Source organism: Lolliginicoccus lacisalsi, assembly GCF_014841105.1.
Lineage (GTDB): Bacteria > Actinomycetota > Actinomycetes > Mycobacteriales > Mycobacteriaceae > Lolliginicoccus > Lolliginicoccus lacisalsi.
This window is the reverse complement of record NZ_JACYWE010000002.1, coordinates 442,869-461,744: the sequence shown is the minus strand read 5'-3', so window position 1 is coordinate 461,744 and position 18,876 is coordinate 442,869. Positions and strand designations below refer to the sequence as shown.

The 18,876-nt window shown below is 67.7% G+C and carries 16 protein-coding genes and 1 pseudogene; 12 read left to right on the top strand and 5 right to left on the bottom strand.

All coding sequences use genetic code 11. The annotated features are described in order from the left end of the window. Positions 1–17: 17 nt before the first annotated feature. Complete coding sequence (gene ramB, locus HT102_RS05650; protein ID WP_192038397.1) at positions 18–1,490, bottom strand: acetate metabolism transcriptional regulator RamB; 1,473 nt, start codon at positions 1,488–1,490, stop codon at positions 18–20. 409 nt (positions 1,491–1,899) lie between these two features. On the opposite strand from ramB, the pseudogene aceA reads away from it, so the two are divergent. From aceA to HT102_RS05605, 9 genes and pseudogenes are all read left to right on the top strand, one after another. After that, positions 1,900–3,186 (top strand): annotated as a pseudogene (gene aceA, locus HT102_RS05645) (isocitrate lyase). Further along, positions 3,186–4,112, top strand: a complete 927-nt coding sequence (locus HT102_RS05640) for a 3-hydroxybutyryl-CoA dehydrogenase (protein ID WP_192038396.1) — start codon at positions 3,186–3,188, stop codon at positions 4,110–4,112. Before aceA ends, HT102_RS05640 begins: the two are co-directional and overlap by 1 nt. 163 nt (positions 4,113–4,275) lie before the next feature. Further along, positions 4,276–6,624, top strand: coding sequence for a 5-methyltetrahydropteroyltriglutamate--homocysteine S-methyltransferase (gene metE / locus HT102_RS05635; protein ID WP_192038395.1), 2,349 nt, complete (start codon positions 4,276–4,278; stop codon positions 6,622–6,624). A gap of 411 nt (positions 6,625–7,035) precedes the next feature. Further along, positions 7,036–8,310, top strand: coding sequence for a DUF445 domain-containing protein (locus HT102_RS05630; RefSeq protein ID WP_192038394.1), 1,275 nt, complete (start codon positions 7,036–7,038; stop codon positions 8,308–8,310). 357 nt (positions 8,311–8,667) lie between these two features. Next, a complete protein-coding gene (locus HT102_RS16260; RefSeq protein WP_235900677.1) occupies positions 8,668–9,012 on the top strand; it encodes a helix-turn-helix domain-containing protein in 345 nt (114 codons plus the stop codon). Positions 9,013–9,088: 76 nt separating this feature from the next. After that, the gene (locus tag HT102_RS05620) at positions 9,089–9,877 is read left to right on the top strand and encodes a hypothetical protein (protein WP_192038393.1); all 789 of its coding nucleotides are present in this window, start codon (positions 9,089–9,091) and stop codon (positions 9,875–9,877) included. A gap of 132 nt (positions 9,878–10,009) precedes the next feature. Next, a complete protein-coding gene (locus HT102_RS05615; RefSeq protein ID WP_333473300.1) occupies positions 10,010–10,285 on the top strand; it encodes a DUF2516 family protein in 276 nt (91 codons plus the stop codon). A 440-nt stretch (positions 10,286–10,725) separates the two neighbouring features. Next, positions 10,726–11,493, top strand: coding sequence for a MerR family transcriptional regulator (locus tag HT102_RS05610; protein ID WP_192038392.1), 768 nt, complete (start codon positions 10,726–10,728; stop codon positions 11,491–11,493). Between the two features lie 170 nt (positions 11,494–11,663). After that, positions 11,664–12,704 carry an alpha/beta fold hydrolase gene (locus HT102_RS05605; RefSeq protein WP_192038391.1) on the top strand — a complete coding sequence of 347 codons (1,041 nt, stop codon included), beginning with the start codon at positions 11,664–11,666 and terminating at the stop codon, positions 12,702–12,704. Between the two features lie 53 nt (positions 12,705–12,757). On the opposite strand, the gene purU is transcribed toward HT102_RS05605, so the two are convergent. Next, positions 12,758–13,627 carry a formyltetrahydrofolate deformylase gene (gene purU / locus HT102_RS05600; RefSeq protein WP_192038463.1) on the bottom strand — a complete coding sequence of 290 codons (870 nt, stop codon included), beginning with the start codon at positions 13,625–13,627 and terminating at the stop codon, positions 12,758–12,760. A 171-nt stretch (positions 13,628–13,798) separates the two neighbouring features. On the opposite strand from purU, the gene deoC reads away from it, so the two are divergent. Beyond that, complete coding sequence (deoC, locus tag HT102_RS05595) at positions 13,799–14,467, top strand: deoxyribose-phosphate aldolase (protein WP_192038390.1); 669 nt, start codon at positions 13,799–13,801, stop codon at positions 14,465–14,467. Positions 14,468–14,475: 8 nt separating this feature from the next. Here the strand turns inward: deoC and HT102_RS05590 are convergent, their stop codons facing one another. Together HT102_RS05590 and HT102_RS05585 are read right to left on the bottom strand one after the other, a co-directional pair. Next, positions 14,476–15,258 carry an LmeA family phospholipid-binding protein gene (locus tag HT102_RS05590; RefSeq protein WP_192038389.1) on the bottom strand — a complete coding sequence of 261 codons (783 nt, stop codon included), beginning with the start codon at positions 15,256–15,258 and terminating at the stop codon, positions 14,476–14,478. 124 nt (positions 15,259–15,382) lie between these two features. Continuing rightward, positions 15,383–15,886 carry a DUF2505 domain-containing protein gene (locus HT102_RS05585; RefSeq protein ID WP_192038388.1) on the bottom strand — a complete coding sequence of 168 codons (504 nt, stop codon included), beginning with the start codon at positions 15,884–15,886 and terminating at the stop codon, positions 15,383–15,385. Between the two features lie 83 nt (positions 15,887–15,969). Between HT102_RS05585 and HT102_RS05580 the strand changes: the two genes are divergently transcribed. Continuing rightward, positions 15,970–17,019, top strand: coding sequence for a UDP-N-acetylmuramate dehydrogenase (locus HT102_RS05580; protein WP_333473299.1), 1,050 nt, complete (start codon positions 15,970–15,972; stop codon positions 17,017–17,019). A gap of 180 nt (positions 17,020–17,199) precedes the next feature. Here HT102_RS05580 and HT102_RS05575 read toward each other — a convergent pair whose 3' ends face one another. Continuing rightward, a complete protein-coding gene (locus HT102_RS05575) occupies positions 17,200–17,946 on the bottom strand; it encodes an SDR family NAD(P)-dependent oxidoreductase (RefSeq protein ID WP_192038387.1) in 747 nt (248 codons plus the stop codon). On the opposite strand from HT102_RS05575, the gene HT102_RS05570 reads away from it, so the two are divergent. Beyond that, positions 17,945–18,829 (top strand): alpha/beta fold hydrolase, encoded by an 885-nt coding sequence (locus tag HT102_RS05570; RefSeq protein ID WP_225443236.1) that lies wholly within the window; start codon positions 17,945–17,947, stop codon positions 18,827–18,829. The genes HT102_RS05575 and HT102_RS05570 overlap by 2 nt on opposite strands. Positions 18,830–18,876 lie beyond the last annotated feature (47 nt).

Below are 18,876 nucleotides of genomic sequence, written 5' to 3'. Positions count from 1 at the left end.
GGAGCGCTCGCCGGATGTCACAGGTGGGGCACGAACTCCTCGTCGGGGATGCGCTCGGTCGGGCCCGGCCGCCCCGACCCCTGGATCACGTAGGGCGCGATCGTGCTGTGGTGCTCGTCGAGGTCGACGTCCTTGCCGATGGTGGGGAAGGCCCGCTGCGGGCAGCGTTCCCGCTCGCAGATCCGGCAGCCCACGCCGATGGGCGTGGCGGTGCCGCCGCTGCCGATGTCGAGGCCGTCCGAGTAGACGGTGCGGCTCGCGTGGCGCAGCTCGCAGCCGAGCCCGATGGCGAAGGTCTTGCCGGGCTGGCCATAGCGCGCCGCGCGCCGCTCCACGGTGCGGGCGACCCACAGGTAGCGCCGCTTGTCGGGCATCTCGGCGATCTGGCGCATGATCTTGCCCGGGTAGGCGAAGGTCTCGTAGACGTTCCACAGCGGGCAGGTGCCACCGGTGGAGGAGAAGTGGAAGCCGGTGGCGGATTGCCGCTTCGACATATTGCCGGCCCGGTCCACGCGCACGAACGAGAACGGCACCCCGCGCAGGTTCGGGCGCTGCAGGGTGGACAAGCGGTGGCAGATCGATTCAAAGCTGACCGCGTAGAAGGCCGAGAGCCGCTCGATGTCGTAGCGGAAGTCCTCGGCGACCTCGTGGAACTGCTTGTACGGCAGGATCGTTGCCGCGGCGAAGTACTTGGCGAGGCTGATGCGCGCGAGTCGCCGGGCGGACTCGGAGCGGAAGTTCCCCTGCTCGACCAGCTCGTCGAGCAGGTCGCCGCGCTCGAGGTAGGCGAGCTCGGTGGCGAACTTGAACACTTGCTGGCCCGAGGAGAGATGTGTGGAGATCTCGAGCACCCGCGTCTTGGGGTCGAACCGGTGCAGGACGGAGTCGGCGAGGTCGATGCGCTTGCGTATCTGCACGTCATGGGTGGTCTCGAGGCGCCGGGCGATCTCGCGCCGCACGTCGGCATGGTGCATGCGCATGCGGGTGGTGAGCTGCTCGGCAGCGGTGTCGAGCTCGTGGAAGTAGTTCTGCCGCGAGTAGAAGAAGTCGCGGACCTCCTCGTGCGGCATGCTGATCGTGGCGGACCCGCTCCCGTCATTGAACCGGTCGGCGGTGGCGGCAGCGAGCTGGGATGTCGTGTTGCGGTAGCGGCGGTGGAGGTTCACCAGCGAGCGAGCGATGAGCGGGTGGGACTGGACGAGGCTGGCGACCTCCTGGGCGTCGGCATCGACTCCGACCTCCCCGTCGAGGAGGAACTCGCGGACCTCGGCCATGAGGCGGGTGGTGTCCTGGGCCGCGAAGAAGGTGGCGTCCACCCCGAACATCTCGGTGATGCGCAGCAGCACGGGAACGGTGAGCGGGCGGACGTCATGCTCGATCTGGTTGAGATAGCTGGGGGAGATATCGAGCGTCTTGGCGAGCTCCACCTGGGTGAGGCCACGCTCGGCCCGCAGTTGTCGCAACCGGGCTCCCACGAATGTCTTCGCCACCACTCCAGGCTAGACAGGAGGCGCGTGGCGCGCGAGGCCGGTCCGGCTGGCGCGTGTGAATGCTCTCACAGCCCGGCGGGGTAGCGGCGGGCGCCGGGACCGCCAGTGCGGCGGCGGGGCGCATCGCTCACCTGCGCTAACGTAACGCTCGTACGGTTTTTTCGTGTGGTCGGCCCGGTGCATCTTCGCAAGATTTGCAGATGTGTTGGAAAACCTAGCCAAGATTGGCACTTGCAAGTGGTGGACCTGCGACTTTAATGTGTGGCATTGTCAGAGAGGTAACAGATCCGATGGGATGCACCGCTGCGAAGCACGGAGCGGCGTGAGGGCCCCGTAACAGGGAATTCACGGAGCGGCCTGGCCGCTCGGTCATCGCCAGGACTACAGACACAGAGAAACTGGAGCGTCGATGTCTAACGTCGGTAAGCCACGTACCGCTGCTGAGATTCAGCAGGACTGGGACACCAACCCGCGCTGGAAGGGGATCACCCGCGAGTACACCGCTGAGCAGGTCGCGGAGCTGCAGGGCTCGGTCATCGAGGACCCCACCCTCGCTCGCCGCGGCGCCGAGATCCTCTGGGAGGGCGTGAACGGCGACGGCTACATCAACGCGCTCGGCGCGCTCACCGGCAACATGGCCGTGCAGCAGGTCCGCGCTGGCCTCAAGGCCATCTACCTCTCCGGCTGGCAGGTCGCCGGTGATGCGAACCTCTCCGGCCACACCTACCCGGACCAGAGCCTCTACCCGGCCAACTCGGTCCCCGCCGTGGTGCGTCGCATCAACAACGCGCTGCTCCGTGCCGACGAGATCTCCCGCGTCGAGGGCGACACCTCCATCGACAACTGGCTCGTCCCGATCGTTGCCGACGGCGAGGCCGGCTTCGGTGGCGCGCTCAACGTCTACGAGCTGCAGAAGGCCATGATCGCCGCTGGCGCCGCTGGCTCCCACTGGGAGGACCAGCTCGCCTCGGAGAAGAAGTGCGGCCACCTCGGTGGCAAGGTGCTCATCCCCACCCAGCAGCACATCCGCACCCTGACCTCCGCGCGCCTCGCGGCTGACGTCTCGAACGCGTCCACCCTGGTCATCGCGCGCACCGACGCCGAGGCCGCCACCCTCATCACCTCCGACGTGGACGACCGCGACAAGCCCTTCGTCACCGGCGAGCGCACCGCCGAGGGCTTCTACAACGTCAAGAACGGCATCGAGCCCTGCATCGCCCGCGCGAAGGCATACGCTCCCTACGCCGACATGATCTGGATGGAGACCGGCGTTCCGGACCTCGAGGTCGCCAAGAAGTTCGCCTAGGCTGTCAAGGCCGACTTCCCGGACCAGCTGCTGTCGTACAACTGCTCGCCGTCCTTCAACTGGCGCAAGCACCTCGACGACGCGACCATCGCGAAGTTCCAGCGCGAGCTCGGAGCCATGGGCTTCAAGTTCCAGTTCATCACCCTCGCTGGCTTCCACGCGCTCAACTACGCCATGTTCGACCTGGCCTACGGCTACGCCCGCGAGGGCATGACCGCCTACGTCGACCTGCAGGAGCGCGAGTTCGCGTCCGAGTCGCGCGGCTACACCGCCACCAAGCACCAGCGCGAGGTCGGCGCCGGCTACTTCGACCAGATCGCCACCACGGTCGACCCGAACACCTCCACCGCAGCGCTCAAGGGCTCGACCGAAGAAGGTCAGTTCCACTGATGCCCGGCCAAGCTGACACTCCCGCCGCCAAGGCAGGCGCCGGAGACAAGATCTCGCGTGTTGGTGTTATCGGCGCCGGGCAGATGGGTGCTGGTATCGCAGAGGTGTGCGCCCGCGCACACGTCGACGTACTGGTGTTCGAGCAGACCCGGGAACTCGCTGCTGCGGGCCGGGCGCGGATCCTCCGTTCGCTTGACCGCGGCGTGAGCAGCGGGAAGATCACCGAGCGCGAGCGCGAGCAGGCCGCCTGGCGGCTCCGCTTCACCTCCGACCTCGGTGACTTCGCGGATCGTCAGCTTGTCGTGGAGGCAGTGCTCGAGGACGAGAAGGTCAAGACCGCGATCTTCGCGGAGCTCGACCGGATCGTCACCGACCCGAGGGCCGTCCTCGCCTCGAACACCTCGTCCATCCCGATCATGAAGCTCGGCATGGCCACCAAGCACTCCGAGCGCGTCGTCGGAATGCACTTCTTCAACCCGGTGCCCGTGCTGCCGCTGGTCGAGCTGGTGACCACGCTGATGACCAGCACCGAGGTGTCCGAGCGGGCGGAGTCCTTCGCTCGCGACATCCTCGGCAAGCAGGTCGTTCGGTCCGCTGACCGATCTGGCTTCGTGGTCAACGCCCTCCTCGTGCCGTACCTGCTCTCCGCCATCCGCATGGTGGAATCCGGGTTCGCGACCGTGGAGGACATCGACAAGGCCATCGTCCTCGGCCTGGCCCACCCGATGGGGCCGCTCGCGCTGAGCGACCTCGTGGGCCTCGACACGATCAAGGCGATCGCCGACTCGATGTACGAGGAGTTCAAGGAGCCCCTCTCCTCGCCCCCGCCGCTGCTGCTGCGCATGGTGGAAGCGGGCAGAGTGGGCAAGAAGACCGGGCACGGTTTCTACCAGTACCCGGCCTCAGGACGTCCGTCCGCCAAGTAATCCAGGCCCAGGCCAAGGGGTGCGGTGCTTTCCTCGGAAAGTCCGCACCCCTTCCTGTTTCCCCGGCGCGGTTTCGCAGTAGGGTTGCATCGAGCACAGAGTGACCGGCCACGCATTCCTTCCGCGGGGCCAGGGCAGCGGCGCAGGAAAGGTTTAGGCAGGAATGACCAGTTCCCCTCACATGAGTGACTACCGCTCGAGCATCCTGGGCTATCCACGCATCGGACCGCGCCGGGAGCTCAAGCGCGCCCTCGACTCCTACTGGCGCGGCGGCATCACCCAGGACGAGCTCGTCGCCATCGGCCGGGAATTGCAGGAACAGACGTGGAGCGAGCTTGCCGCCACCGGCTTGTCGCAAGTGCCGGGGAACACCTTCTCCTACTACGATCACGTGCTCGACACCGCGTTCCTGTTCGGCATGGTGCCCAGCCGGTTCGCCGCGCTGAAGGAGCAGCTCAACCCGCTCGACCTGTACTTCACCATGGCTCGGGGCCTGCCCGATAAGCCGCCCCTCGAGCTGGTCAAGTTCATCAGCAGCAACTATTACTACCGCCAGCCGGAGATCGAGCCCGGCATGGAGTTCTCTGTCGATGCCACCAACATCATCGACGAGATCAAGCGTGGCAACGCCTCCGGGATCGAGCTGCGCCCCGTCATCATGGGGCCGGTCACGCTGCTGCTGATGAGCAAGGCAGCGGCCGGCGCGCCCGAGGGATTCGCCCCGCTCGACATGCTCGAGCCCCTGCTGCGCGCCTACGTCGATCTCTGCGAGCAACTCGTCAAGGCCGGCACCACCTGCGTGCAGCTCGACGAGCCCTACTTCACCCTCGAGCGGACCGACGAGGAGCTCGAGCTCTTCCGCCGCGCCTACGAGGTGCTCGGCTTCGCTGGGCTGCGGCCACGCCTCCTCGTCACCGGCCAGTACGGTGATCTCGGCCCGGCCCTCGACATCCTCGCCGCCTCGAAGGTCGAAGCCATCGGACTCGACCTCATCGCCGGGCGCCGGGCCCCCGAGGAGCTCGCAGCGGTCCCCGGCCTGCGCCGCAAGCGCATCTACGCCGGCGTGGTCAGCGGTCGCAACGTCTGGAAGACCGACAAGCCCGCCACGCTCGCCTACCTGCGCGAGCTGCAAGCCCTCATCCCCGACATCGTCGTCTCCACCTCCTGCACGCTGCTGCACGTGCCCGTAGACGTGCTCTCCGAGTTCGACCTGCCCGACGCCGTCGCGGACCGCGTGGTGTTCGCCAAGCAGAAGGTGGGCGAGGTCGTCGCGCTGGCCCGCGCGCTCAAGGACGGCGAGCCCGAGAAGTGGTCCCAGGGCGGGGAGCTCGCGCCCATCCATCCCGATGAGGACGTGCGCGCCCGCGTGGCAGCGATCCAGCCCGAGCACTACGACCGCGCGCCCTGGTCCACGCGCAAGGACGCCCAGCAAGCGGCCCTTCCCCTGCCTATCGTGCCCACCACCACCCTCGGCTCGTTCCCGCAATCGGGCAAGGTCAAGCAGGCCCGGTACGAGCTCGGCCAGGATCGCCTCAGCTACGAGGACTACGTCGAGGTCATCAAGGCCGAGATCGCCGATGCGATCGCGCTGCAGGAAGACATTGGCCTCGATGTCCTCGTGCACGGCGAGATCGAGCGCAACGACATGATCCAGTACTTCGCGGAGCTCCTCGAGGGCTACGCCGTCACCCGCAACGGCTGGGTGCAGGTATACGGCTCGCGCTGCGTGCGTCCCCCGATCCTCTACGGCGACGTATCCCGGCCGCGCCCCATGACGCTCGAATGGATCGGCTACGCGCAATCGCTCACCGACAAGCCCGTCAAGGCCATCCTCACCGGGCCCGTCACGATGCTCGCGTTCTCCTTCGTCCGGGAGGACCAGCCCCTCAAGGAGACCGTCGCCCAGCTCGCGCTCGCCGTGCGCGACGAGACCATCGACCTCGAAGCGGCGGGCATCACGATCCTCCAGGTCGACGAGCCCGCGATCCGCACGCTGCTGCCGCGCCGCCCCGAGGGCCGCGAGGAATACCTCGAATGGGCGGTCGGCGCGTTCAAGCTCGCCACCGCCGGGGTGAAGCCCGAGACGCAGATCCACACGCACATCGGACTGTCCGGCGTTTCTGCTGTCGTGGAGGCCATCGAGCATCTCGATGCCGATGTCACCTACATCGTGTCCGCCACCCGCAGTCTCTACTGGGTGCTCGATGCGCTCGAAGGGGCGGGCCTCTCCCGCGGCGTGGGGCCAGGGGTGTACGAGAGCCGGTCCGCGCGGATCCCCGACATCGACGAGATCGACGAGCTGCTCACCCGAGCGGTGCGGGCCATCGAGCCCGAGCGGCTGTGGGCGAATCCCGATGGCGGACTCAAGACCCGGCACCACTGGCAGCTCGAGCCGTCGCTCCGCAACCTCGTTGCCGCTGCCCGCCGCCTGCGGCGCCGCGCGGTGGCTGCTGAGGCTTTCGAGGCCTCGGCTGCCTCGGATGCCTCGGATGCCTCGGAGCCCGCCAGCTAGGCGGCGCTCCGGCGCTCCGGCGCTCGCCGGCGCTCGCCGGCGCTCGCCGGCGCTCGCCGGCGCTCCGGCGCTCGCAAACGCGATAGAAACGGCCGAGATTCCCGGGCAGCTTCTATCGCGTTTGACCTTTTCCGGTGCTTTTGCCGCGACTTCGCTCAGCCGCGCCGTGGGCCAAGCGGCCGCGTCCCCGACCACCCCGCGCCAGTGGAAACTTTTCCACCCCCAGGCGGGAAAAGTTTCCACCAAGGCTGGGCCCGGCACCACCAAGGCTGGGCCCGGCCCCACCGAGGCCCGGCCCCACCCAGGCCCCGCTGCCGGCCCCACCGCCGCTGCCCCAGCCGCGCGGCCCGGCGCCCCGCTGGCACGGCAAATGTTGGGTCCGGTGCACGCGCGCCGCTGCCCTGCGACAGAATGGGTTCCGTGCAGCTAATGGACCTCGATGATGATGCCAAGCGACGCGATCTGCGCAGGATGAAGACCTTCGCGCTGGGGTTCCTCCTCATTGCCGCGACGTTCTACCTGTACTGCCGATGGCTCGAGTCGATGGACGATACCGCCGAATGGGTGGGCTTCGCCCGTGCCGCCGCCGAGGCGGGCGTGGTGGGTGGTCTCGCGGACTGGTTCGCGGTGACCGCGTTGTTCAAGCGCCCCATGGGCCTTCCGATCCCGCACACCGCACTGATCAAGAAGAAGAAGGACCAGCTGGGCGAGAGCCTGGGGAGCTTCGTCGGCTCCAACTTCCTCTCCCGCGACGTCGTCACCCAGCGGCTCCAGTCCGCGGGCCTGCCCCGTCGCGCGGGCGAGTGGCTCTCCGATCCCGTGCATGCCGAGCGCTTGTCGAAGGAAGCGGCGACATTGCTGCGCGCGCTGGTGGTGGTGCTGCGCGATGAGGATGTGCAGCAGGTCATTGATCAGACGTTGGTCCGCAAGCTCGCCGATGCGAAGTGGGGCCCGCCGCTGGGCAAGATCCTCGAGGAGCTGCTGGAGGAGAATCGCCAGCTCCCGGTGATCGAGCTCCTGTGCGATCGCGCCTACCAGTGGGCGCTGGGTTCCCAGGAGACGATCGATCGGGTTGTCACCAAGGATTCGCCGAGCTGGCCCCCGAAGGTGGTTGACCTTCTGGTGGGGGAGAAGATCCACCGCGAGCTCGTTGAGTTCGCGTGGAAGGTGCGTGCTGATCCGGATCATGAGGTGCGCCAGGCGATCAACACGTTCCTGTTCGAGTTCGCCCATGATCTGCAGCATGACGAGGCCACGATCGCGAAGGCCGAGCGCATCAAGGATGAGCTGATGAACCGGCGGGAGGTGGCGAGCCTGGCGAGCGCGGCCTGGGCGCTGGTGAAGAAGATGATCCTGGAGTCGGTGGATGATCCGGGGAGCACGCTGCGCTTGAAGTTCCGTGATTGGATCCTTGATTTCGGCGAGCGATTGAAGGAGGACTCCGGGCTGCGCGCCAAGCTTGATCGATGGATGACCGAGGGCGCCGGGTATGTGATCGACAATTATGCGCATGAGATCACCGGGCTCATCAGCGATACGGTCGCGAAGTGGGATGCCGAGGAGGCTAGTACCAAGATCGAGTTGCAGGTGGGCCGGGACCTGCAGTTCATCCGGATCAATGGAACGGTGGTAGGTGCGCTGGCCGGGCTCACCATCCATAGCATCACGCACGTGATCTTTGGCTGATCGACACGCGCGTGATTGTTATGCGAAAACTCACACGACGGCTGCGAATCGCCATTACGCTGAGTGCTTGCAGGAGTTAGCACGCGTGGGTACGCTCACGCACGTAGCCGGAGTGGAGGAGAATCCATGGCTCAGGCGAGCAGCCCATCCGTCGATAACGGTGGTGCGCCGCGCAACGTGACCGGAGATGATCACGAGGCAGGCGCGGGCACCGGCACGACGGCGGATCAAGGCATCGTCGAAGGTGCCTCCTCCGGGGATTCCGAAAATGCCGACAAGGTCGTCGGTGGTACGTCCGATGAGGAGCAAGGTGCGGATCCATCACGTCAGTCCAATGCCCCGGCAGCCGTTCGAGCCGTGAGCAACGCGGCGCAGGACATTGGCGGTTTCATCAGGGCGCAGCGCGAGATGGCGCAGGTCTCCCTGCGGCAGCTTGCCGAGCGGGCCGGCGTGAGCAATCCGTATCTCAGCCAGATCGAGCGTGGGCTACGCAAGCCGTCCGCTGAGGTTCTCGGCCAGATCGCTAAAGGCCTGAGAGTTTCTGCCGAGGCGCTTTATGTGCGTGCCGGAATTCTGGAACAGCGTGAATCCAGCCCCGTGCGTGACGCGATTCTTGCGGATCCTGTCATCAATGAGCGCCAGAAGCAGGTTCTTCTCGAGATCTATACCTCGTTCTGTCACGAGAACCAGGCCGACGAATAACTCGGGTCCCGTGCCTCGCCGAGGCATGAAATCCCAGGGGCCCGCATGATGCCGACATTTCTGGGGAGCTTCCAACATGACCAAGACCATTACTACTGTTAAGACGCCGTTGTTCGCAGCAGTGGGCGCGGGGGATTTCGCCGCGGAATCGCTGGGCGGCATCGTCAAGGATGCGCGTCGTGCCGCTGGCAGCAAGGCCAGCGACGTGCAGGCGCGCATCGACCGCGCTCGCGGCCGCGTTCTCGCGCTGCAGGACCAGGTGCCGACCGAGCTCGCGGGCCTCCGCGGCCGCGTGGGCTCCACCGAGCTCCGCAAGCAGGCAGATGCTTACCTGCAGTCAGCCCGCACGGCCTATGGCACTCTCGCTCAGCGCGGCGAGTCCCGGGTGGAGCGGCTGCGCGAGCAGGCACTCGCCGAGGAGCGTGTCGTGGGGGCCGTGACCGTCGTGGCGCGCCGCGCGACCGAGGTGCGTGCGCTGGTGAACCGGTTTGGCACGAAGGCCTCGGATGCGACGACCCGCGCAGCTTCCGCTGCCGGGGTGCTCGCGGACGAGACCAAGGAGACCCTCGCGTCCGTGCCCGAGGTCGTGGCGGACGAGGCTGCCGAAGCGCGCGAGTCCGCGGAGTCTGCCGCCGAGGGCGTCGTCGCCAAGGTGCAGGATGTTGTCGCTGACGCGGAGGCGAAGGTCGCCGAGGCAGAGACCGAGGCGAAGGCCGCGGAGGCAGCGGAGTCCGAGGACGCGGCGACTCCGAAGGCTGCGCCCCGCCGTCGCCGTGCTACGTCCAAGCCTGCGGGCACCTCGGCCACGCGGGCCCGCAAGCCCCGGGCTAGTGCTGCCGGGAGCAAGGCGCCTTCCGCCGAGTAGTCAATCAGCAGATCGAGAGTGCCCCCTGGGCCGGGAGACCGCCCCAGGGGGCACTCTGTGCGTGCCGGGCGTCGACGTTCGTGGTGGATGGTGCTGGCTTGCGCGCTGGGCGGGCCCCTTTAGACTGGAGGGGTGGAAGGTTTCCTGGTGATGGTCCTGACCGCGCTCGCTATCGGCGGCGGGGTGTATGCGTTGGTGCATGCGGCGCGGCAGCGACCGGATGCCTATACGGCGACCGACAAGCTGACCAAGCCCACGTGGCTCGCGATCCTTGGGGTGTCGGTCCTGGTCATCTTCGTGTTCTCCGCCTATAGCTTGCTAGGGCTCATCGGGGTCATCGCTATTGGCGTCTATCTGGCTGATGTGCGCCCCAAGGTCGATGGGATCCAGGGCGGTCCGCGCTGGTAGCTCCCGACCGGGAGGGGGCCGCGGCGCGCCGGCCCCGAGCAATATTGACAATGAGCATTGTCACAATGGTAGTGTTCACACCGGTCTCAACGGTGTGGCTGTGTACTATGCCTCGAGCATCGACGGCGATGCTCGCAGCGAGGTGTTCCGCCCCTGAGGAAGGGGCTTTCCCGGAAGCGAGCTCACTCCGAGCAGTTGGCCTCCTTCCCCTGGGTGCGGACAATGGCGTCCCGCGCCACCAAACGTAGATCCTTGCTCGCGAAGCTGCCGCTGCGGCCTGCCGGGTCCGGTGCCGGATCGTGATATCCCGGAGCAGGCAAGCGCGCGGCGTGATTAGCCCGGATCGGTATACTCGCCTGCGAACTGGAGCCTCCGGCAGGCCTCCCAAGTGAAGTCCGCGGGGCGGAATCTCCGGGGTAGCGGGTAATCGGAAGCGGGAGATGAAAGAGTACCGGATCGACGATCTGGCGCGTGCGGCCGGAATCAACGTCCGCAATGTGCGCGTGTACCAGGATCGTGGCCTCCTGCCGCCGCCGCGCAAAGAAGGCCGTACCGGCTGGTACAACGAATCCCATCTGTCCCGGTTGCGCTTGATCACGCGCATGCTGGAGCGCGGCTACACCTTTGCCACCATCAGTGAGCTCCTGCTCGCTTCCCAGCATGGCATCAGCGTCGACGAGATCCTCGAGTCGGACGATCTGCGCGGCCCGCTGGGCTTCTTCCGGTCCAAGGCAAAGGTCACGCTCGCCGAGCTGCGCAAGGTCTTCGGTGATCATGCTCCGCCCACCCTGCTGGAGCGCGGCAAGGAGCTTGGTGTTCTCTCTGGCAACGGCGAGGCTTTCGCCGTCCGAAGCCCGCGCCTGCTCGAGATCGCCCAGACCCTCGTGGATGCCGGCGTACCGATCGAGACGATCGTGGAGACCGGGCAGCGGGTGCGCGATGACCTCCAGGACGTGGCGCAACTCTTCGTCGGAACCATCACCGAGACGTTCCTGCCCGACATGGCGGGAGCGGGCCACGGTGAGCTCGATGAGCAACGGATCGCGGAGCTCGCTGAGGCTGCTCGCAAGCTGCGTCCGCTTGCCAACAAGGTGGTTGACCTGCTGTTCTCCGAGGTCATGGAGGTCGAGATCAGCCGGACGATCAGCCGGGCGGCGACGGCTCTCAACGATGATGGCGAGGAGGGGGAGGACCCCTTCGCCCACTGACTCACCGTGTGTCGCAGATCACACTTTTAACACTTTTGCCTGATATGTCAAGAAACCTGCGCCGCTGCTTGAAATCTGTTCTAGACTGCGAAGGCATTGCCGCACAAGGCCCGCAACGATGCGGGCCCCAGCACAACGACTGTGCTGCGGAACACGATGAGGTGGAACACGTGAAACTGCCGGTTGTCAGCAGTCTCGTCAGCTCCCTGGGGGCTTTCCGGTCCGGCGTGAGCCCGGCCAGCATCAACATGTCCTCCGGATCGGTCATGGATGCGGCCGCCATGCAGGCAGCCGCGGACCAGGGCGAGCACATCGTCCCGATGATCCCCATGACCAGCCGCACCGTCACCGCGCACGACGGGACACGGCTCCACGTCCAGATCACTGGGCGGCCCGGCAGCCAACCGATCATCCTCTCCCACGGCTGGACCTGCAGCTCCACCTACTGGATGCCGCAGATCGAAGCGCTCGCCCGGGAATTCCGCGTTATCACCTACGACCAGCGTGGGCATGGCAAGAGCGAGATGGGCCGGTCCCCGCTCAGCCCCGACGTCCTCGCTGATGACTTCTCCACGGTCCTTCACAGCGTTCTCGCGCCAGCCGAGCGCGCCGTCGTCGTCGGCCACAGCATGGGCGGAATGACCCTCATGGCCTGGGCGGGCAAGTGCCCCCACGAGGTCGCCGAGCGCGCCTCCGCCGCCATGCTGCTGAGCACCGCCTCCGATCGGCTCACCCACGACGAAGCCGTGCTGCCACCCCTGCTGCGTCCGCTCCCGATGCGGCCCTTGCTGCTCGGTGCCGCCATCTCCGCCCCGCTGCCGACCCGGTTCCTTCCGTCGTCCGCGCTGCACTACGCCACCATGGGGTCCGCTGCGACCGCCGAGCAGCGCGAGTTCTGCTTGCGCCTGGTCCGCGAGTGCGCCCCCCGCGTGCGCGGACGCTGGGGCGTCGTGCTCGGCAAGCTCGACATCGCCGCGGCGCTCGACAACCTCGACGTGCCCACCACGGTCGTCGTGGGCACCGCCGATCGACTGACCCCTCCAGTCCACTCGTACCGGCTCCGTGACAAGCTCGACAGCAGAGGCAATCTCGCGGGCTTCATCGAGCTCCCCGGCGTGGGGCCCATGAGCAGCGTCGAGGCACCCGAGCCGGTCAACTCCGAGATCCGGCGCCTGGCCGGCGAGCCCCAGCGGATGTGGAACGTCGGCTGATCGCAGCGCGGTGCTCGCGCGCCGCCGCGGCCCGCGCCTAGCTTGAGATCCGCCTAGCTGAAGATCACCGTCTTGCGGCCGTGAACCTGCACGCGCCCCTCGAGGTGCCAGCGCAGCCCGCGGGACAAGACGATCTTCTCGATGTCACGGCCCTGCCGCACCATGTCAGCGATCGTGTAGGAGTGGTCGATCCGCACCACATCCTGCTCGATGATCGGCCCCGCATCGAGCTCCGCCGTCACGTAATGGCACGTAGCTCCAATGATCTTCACGCCACGCTCATGAGCCTGGTGGTACGGCCTCGCGCCCACGAAAGAGGGCAGGAAGCTGTGGTGGATGTTGATGGCCCGGTGCTTCCAGTGCTCGCACAGCTCGGGAGGCAGCACCTGCATGAAGCGGGCCAGCACCACGGCATCGGGGGAGTGGGCATCTACGAGTTCCCGCATCGCCTCGAACGCCTCCGCCTTGCCCGCGGGATCCGAGGGGAACGGAACGTGCTGGAACGGCACCCCATGGGCGCGCGCCACGGGGTCGAGGTCCCGGTGGTTGCCGATCACCGCGCACACCTCCGCGGGCAGCTCTCCCGTCGCCGCGCGCCCGAGCAGATCATGCAGGCAGTGCCCCTCCTTGCTGACGAGGAGCACGATCCGCTTGCGCTCGGTCGAGTCATGGAGCGACCACTCGGCCTCCGTGCCGAAGGTCGCGGCGATCTCGGCGAACCGAGCGCGGAACTCATCGAGATCCATGCGGATCGACTCGGCGGTGACGGTCTGGCGGGTGAAGAACCAGCCAGTGTCGGGGTCGGCGTGATAGGCGGCCTCGACGATCCAGGCTCCCGCGCCCGCGAGGAAGCCCGAGAGCCGCGCCACGATGCCCAGCGCATCGGGGCAGCCCAGGGACAACGTGAAGCGCCTGCCAGCCATGTCGTTGTTCGAAGTCACGACGCCCAAACTAGCAGCTTCCGCCGTGCGGCCGTGCCCCGCTGGGACATGGCTCCCGCGCATCGTCCGCCTGCCACCAGCGCAGCTGCCCACCGCGCCTGCCACCGGCGCACTTGCTCACCCCGCCGCACCGGTTGTGGCAAGCTCGCAGGCATGGACGCACAGGACATCCTGACCCGGGGCCAGGTGGCCCAGCTGATCGACCACACGCTGCTCAAGCCCGGCGCCGTCCCGAGCGATGTCGAGGCGCTCATCGACGAGGCGCACGAGCTCGGCGTGCTCGCGGTGTGCGTATCACCGTCGATGCTTCCTGTGGACACGGATGGCCTGGTGATCGCTACCGTCGTGGGGTTCCCGTCGGGCAAGCACCACTCGCTGATCAAGGCCGCGGAGGCCCGGCTCGCTGTCGACCAGGGGGCCGACGAGATCGACATGGTCATCGATATCGGTGCCGCACTGTCGGGCAATAGCGACGCGGTGCTGCAGGATGTCCTCGCCGTGCGCGAGGCATGCGGTCCCGATACCGTGCTCAAGGTCATCCTCGAGACCGCCGCGCTCACCGACGAGGCCATCATCGCTGCCTGCCTTGCCGCGCGGACCGCGGGCGCGGACTTCGTCAAGACCTCCACCGGCTTCCATCCCGCCGGGGGCGCCAGCGTCCATGCCGTCGAGCTCATGGCGCGCACTGTCGGCGGCGCCCTGGGCATCAAGGCCAGCGGCGGGATCCGGAACGCGGAGGATGCGCGAGCGATGATCGAGGCGGGCGCCACCCGGCTAGGCCTGTCCTCCAGCCGTGCCGTGCTCGACGGCTTCCCCGGCTAGGCGCCGCGTCACAGCAGCGAGCAAGCTTCCTCCAGCTCGGCAGGAACCTCGGTGTCGCTGGCATCGGCGCGCTCGATCTCGGCGTAGCCGCCCTCGAGCCGCAGATCGATCCCTTCCTCGGTGACGGTGAGCTCCCGAGGGGTCATGCCAAGCGGGAAGTCGCTCAGCTCAGCACCAATAGTGCTGATGATGGCCTGGGGCAGCTCCGAGGGGATGTCGATGCCAAAGATGTTGGCCTTGGTGACCTCCAGGTTGATCGCCTCATCCACGACGCGCGGCTGCACTGTCACCCCGAGCACCGCGCCCACGACCTGGATGTCGAGCGCCTGGTTCTGCTGATCAGGATTCACCGACGTCACCACCGCGAGGATGCCCTGCTTCTGGAGCGTCGCGAGGATGCCCTGCGCGCTCCAGGCGATGTCGGCGCTGCTGCTCTGCACCGTGTTGGCGATCTCGCCCTCGTCGAGCGACTCGACGTCCTCGAGCCGAAGGTTCATCGACATGCCCTCGGCATCGCCGACCCTGCCCTCGGTGGTCGTGACCTCCATGTAGGGGGTCTTGCCGTCGAGCATCTGCCACAGCATCGGCTTGCGGCTGAGCTCGACATCGACATCGGAGCCGATCGACAGGGCCATCGATCCGGCCATGCATCGCGAGACCTTGTTGCGGAGGTAGATCTCGCTGCCCACGGCAACAGCAGCGACGCCCACGAACAAGACGATCACCACGATCAGCGCGGTGCCGCGGGCACGGCGCCTGCGTGGCCTGGGGGAGTTGGTTGCAGTGTTCATCGAGTCTCATTCTGCCGGAGCAAGTTGGGGGTTGCCTTGCCGCGGACTGTGGATTGGGTAAGTTTCGGCCCCGCGCGCGAAGGCCCCCGGAGTCCATCAGGATCCGGGGGCCGATCAGGTCACGCTAGGCCAGGTTCTTGGCGATCCACTTCGCCGTGTAGTCATCCTCGCCATCGAGCAGGTTCTCGACGCTCGGCAGGAGGAGCTTCTCGAGCTTGCCACCGACGAGCGGGAAGCTCACCCGTGCCTCGATGGTGGCCTCGATGACGCATCCATTGTCATTGTTGCGGACCGAGCGCGGGCCGGAGACGCTGCCCGGGCCACCCTTCATCTCGCCATGGAACGTGCCCGATGCAGCTCCACCGTCCAGCGACCAGGACTCCTTGCGGATGATGATCATGTCGTTCTTGATCACGGTCTGGGCGATCGAGGGCAGCTTGCTGCGCGCGATGAACTGCTGGTATTCCACCTCGACGCCCGAGTCCGAGGCCTCGAAGCCGACCATGCTGGCCTTCGTGCCGCCGATCTCGGCGATCCGGTCATCCCAGTACTGGCGTGACGACAGTGCCTCGTACACCTGTTCCGCGGTGCAGGGCAATTCTTTTGCGTACTCCGTGCGGCGAGCCATGCTCGGCACGTTACCGTTCTCTTGTGTCTGCAATCCACTCATTGGGCCTCGTGGCGCGACTTGGCGAAGAATTTGGTGCGTCAGTGACCGTTGATACGCCACTGTCGGCCTACACCACGTTCCGGGTCGGAGGACCCGCGACCGCCGTGGTCAGCTGCCCCACCACCGAGGCCCTCGCCGGGGTGGTGCGGCGCCTCGACCAGGAGCAGGTCCCGCTGCTCATCCTCGCGGGCGGCTCGAACCTCCTCATCGCGGACGAGGGCGCCGACATGGTGGTCGTGCGGGTCGCGAGCACGCGCCATTGGGTCGAGGGCAACGTCCTGCACGCCGAGGCCGGCGCCAACTGGGACGCCGTCGTCACCGCTGCCGTCGCCGCGGGGCTCGGTGGCATCGAATGCCTCTCCGGCATACCCGGATCAACGGGCGCGACACCGGTGCAGAACGTGGGCGCATATGGCGTCGAGATCGCCTCCGTGCTGCGGCGCGTGGAACTGCTCGACCGTGCCACCGGCAGCGTTCGCTGGGCCCACCCCGAGGAACTGCACCTCTCCTACCGGCACAGCATCCTCAAGAACACCGATACGGCCGTGGTGCTCTCGGTCGAGCTCGAGCTGCTCGATGACGGCCTCAGCGCGCCCATCCGCTACGGCGAGCTCGCGCGACGCCTCGGCGCGGGCGATGGCGACCGGCTCGCGCCCGCTGAGGTGCGCGAGGCAGTGCTGGCGCTGCGACAGGGCAAGGGCATGGTGCTCGACAGCGACGACCACGACACCTGGAGCGCCGGCTCGTTCTTCACCAACCCGATCATCCCCGCCGCGTCCCTCGATGAGGTGCTCGCCGCCGCGCGCGCCCGCCTCGGCGATGATGTCTCGATGCCCCATTTCCCCGCCGATGACGGCTACGTGAAGCTCTCCGCCGGATGGCTCATCGAGAAGGCCGGGTTCACCCGGGGCCACCCTGGTGCTGATGCGCCCGCGCGCCTCTCCACCAAGCACACCCTCGCGCTCACCCACCGTGGCGCCGCCAGTGCCGCCGACATCACCGCTCGGGCGCGCGAGGTGCAGGGCGGGGTCGAGGAGGCGTTCGGCGTGCGGCTGCACCCCGAGCCGGTGTGCGTGGGCATCACGATCTAGAGGGCGGGTTTCCGGGGCGGGCTCCTGCCTGGTGGCTCGCTGGTCTGGCCTGCTCGTGCTCTGGCCTGCACGTGCTCCACGAGGAGTGGAACCTCTTCCCGGCCAGAGCGGGAAAAGTTTCCACTCGGACCGCCCCGCGCCCGCCGATCTCAGCCTTCCCGCGCCCCCGCGCCCCCGCGCTCAGCCTTCCCGCGCGAACTTGCCCGGCCCGGCCTGGGCGCGGGGCTTGATCAGGACCTGGTCGAGGTTGACATGCGCTGGCCGGGAGGCGACGAAGCCGATGACCTCGGCGACGTCCTCGGCGACGAGCGGCTGGAATCCCTCGTAGACCTTGGCGGCCTTGGCATCGTCGCCGTCGAACCGGACGAGCGAGAACTCGGTCTCCACGGCGCCGGGGGCGATCTCGGTGAGTCGGATGGGCTGGCCGAGGAGCTCGTCGCGCAGTGTGCGGTGGAGGACGCCCGGCGCGTGCTTGGCGGAGGTGTAGCCGGAGCCGCCGGGGTAGATCTCGAGCGCGGCGATGGAGGTGACGGTGACGATCAGCCCGTTGCCGGAGGCAAGGAGCGCGGGCATCAGGGCGCGCGTCATGCGCAGCGTGCCGAGGACGTTGGTCTCCCACATCCACCGCCACTTCTCGAGCTCGGCGTCGAGCACGGTCTCGAGCCCTTTGGCTCCGCCCGCGTTGTTGACCAGCACATCTGCGCGCGGGATCTGGCTCGCGAACGCCTCGACGGAGGCGTCATCGGTGACGTCGAGGGGCAGCGCGGTGCCGCCGATCTCGTCGGCTAGCGCGGCGAGCCGGTCGGTGCGGCGGGCGCCGATGACGACGTGGAATCCCTGGCGGGTGAGTTCCCGGGCGGTGGCGGCGCCGATGCCCGAGCTGGCACCGGTCACTACTGCTATGCGTGCATCGGCAGGAATGGTCATGCCGGTGATGATAGTGGTGCTCCCGGGGCGCGCTACCGTCGTCACCATGGCACGCATCGATCAGGCCACGAGCAGCGACGGCACCCGCATCGCCTACCGGGTGCATGGTCCGGGCGCGGAAGCAGCGGCACCGCCGCTCCTGCTGGTGCACGGCTGGTCGCAATCCGGTGCCTGCTGGGGGCCCGAAGTCCTCGCCCAGCTCGCGGCCCGGCACCGGGTGATCGCGATGGACCTGCGGGGGCATGGTTCCTCGGACGTGCCGCGCGAGGGGTACTCGGATCCCGGGATGTGGGCGGACGACGTGGAGGCGGTGCTGGCGCGCGAGGAGGCGATGGGCGCGATCCTGGTCGGCTGGTCCTACGGCGGGCTGGTGCTCTGCGACTACCTGGCGCGGCGTGGCACGCGGCGGGCAGCCGGGGTAGTGCTGGTATCGGCGATCACGAGCCTGGGCAGGAACCGGCCGGGCGCGACGGTGGGCCCGGCCATGAAGCGGGTCATCCCGGGGGCCTTGTCGGAGGATCCGCAGGAGGCGGCCCGGGCGTTCACCGAGTTCGGGCCGGCACTCATCCCGCCGGGGCTGCCCGGCATGGGCGCGGTGGCGCAAGCCCTCATCGGCGCGAGCCTGTGCACCCCGCCGCGCGTGCGGGGCGCGCTGTTCCGCCGCGACGTCGACCATGATGCGACCCTTCGTGGACTGGGCATACCGGTGCTGTTCGTCCACGGAACCGCTGATGAAGCGGTGGATATCGCGGCGGCCCGGCACGGGCATGGCCTGGTGCCGCAGGCCAGCCAGAGCTGGTGGGACGGGGCTGGGCATGCGTTGTTCCTGGAGGACGCGGATCGGTTCGTGGAAGAAATCGAGGCGTTCGCGGGTTCCTGCTAGGGGCGGGCGCAGTTTTTCCATGCACGACGGACTTAGGGCAGGATTGA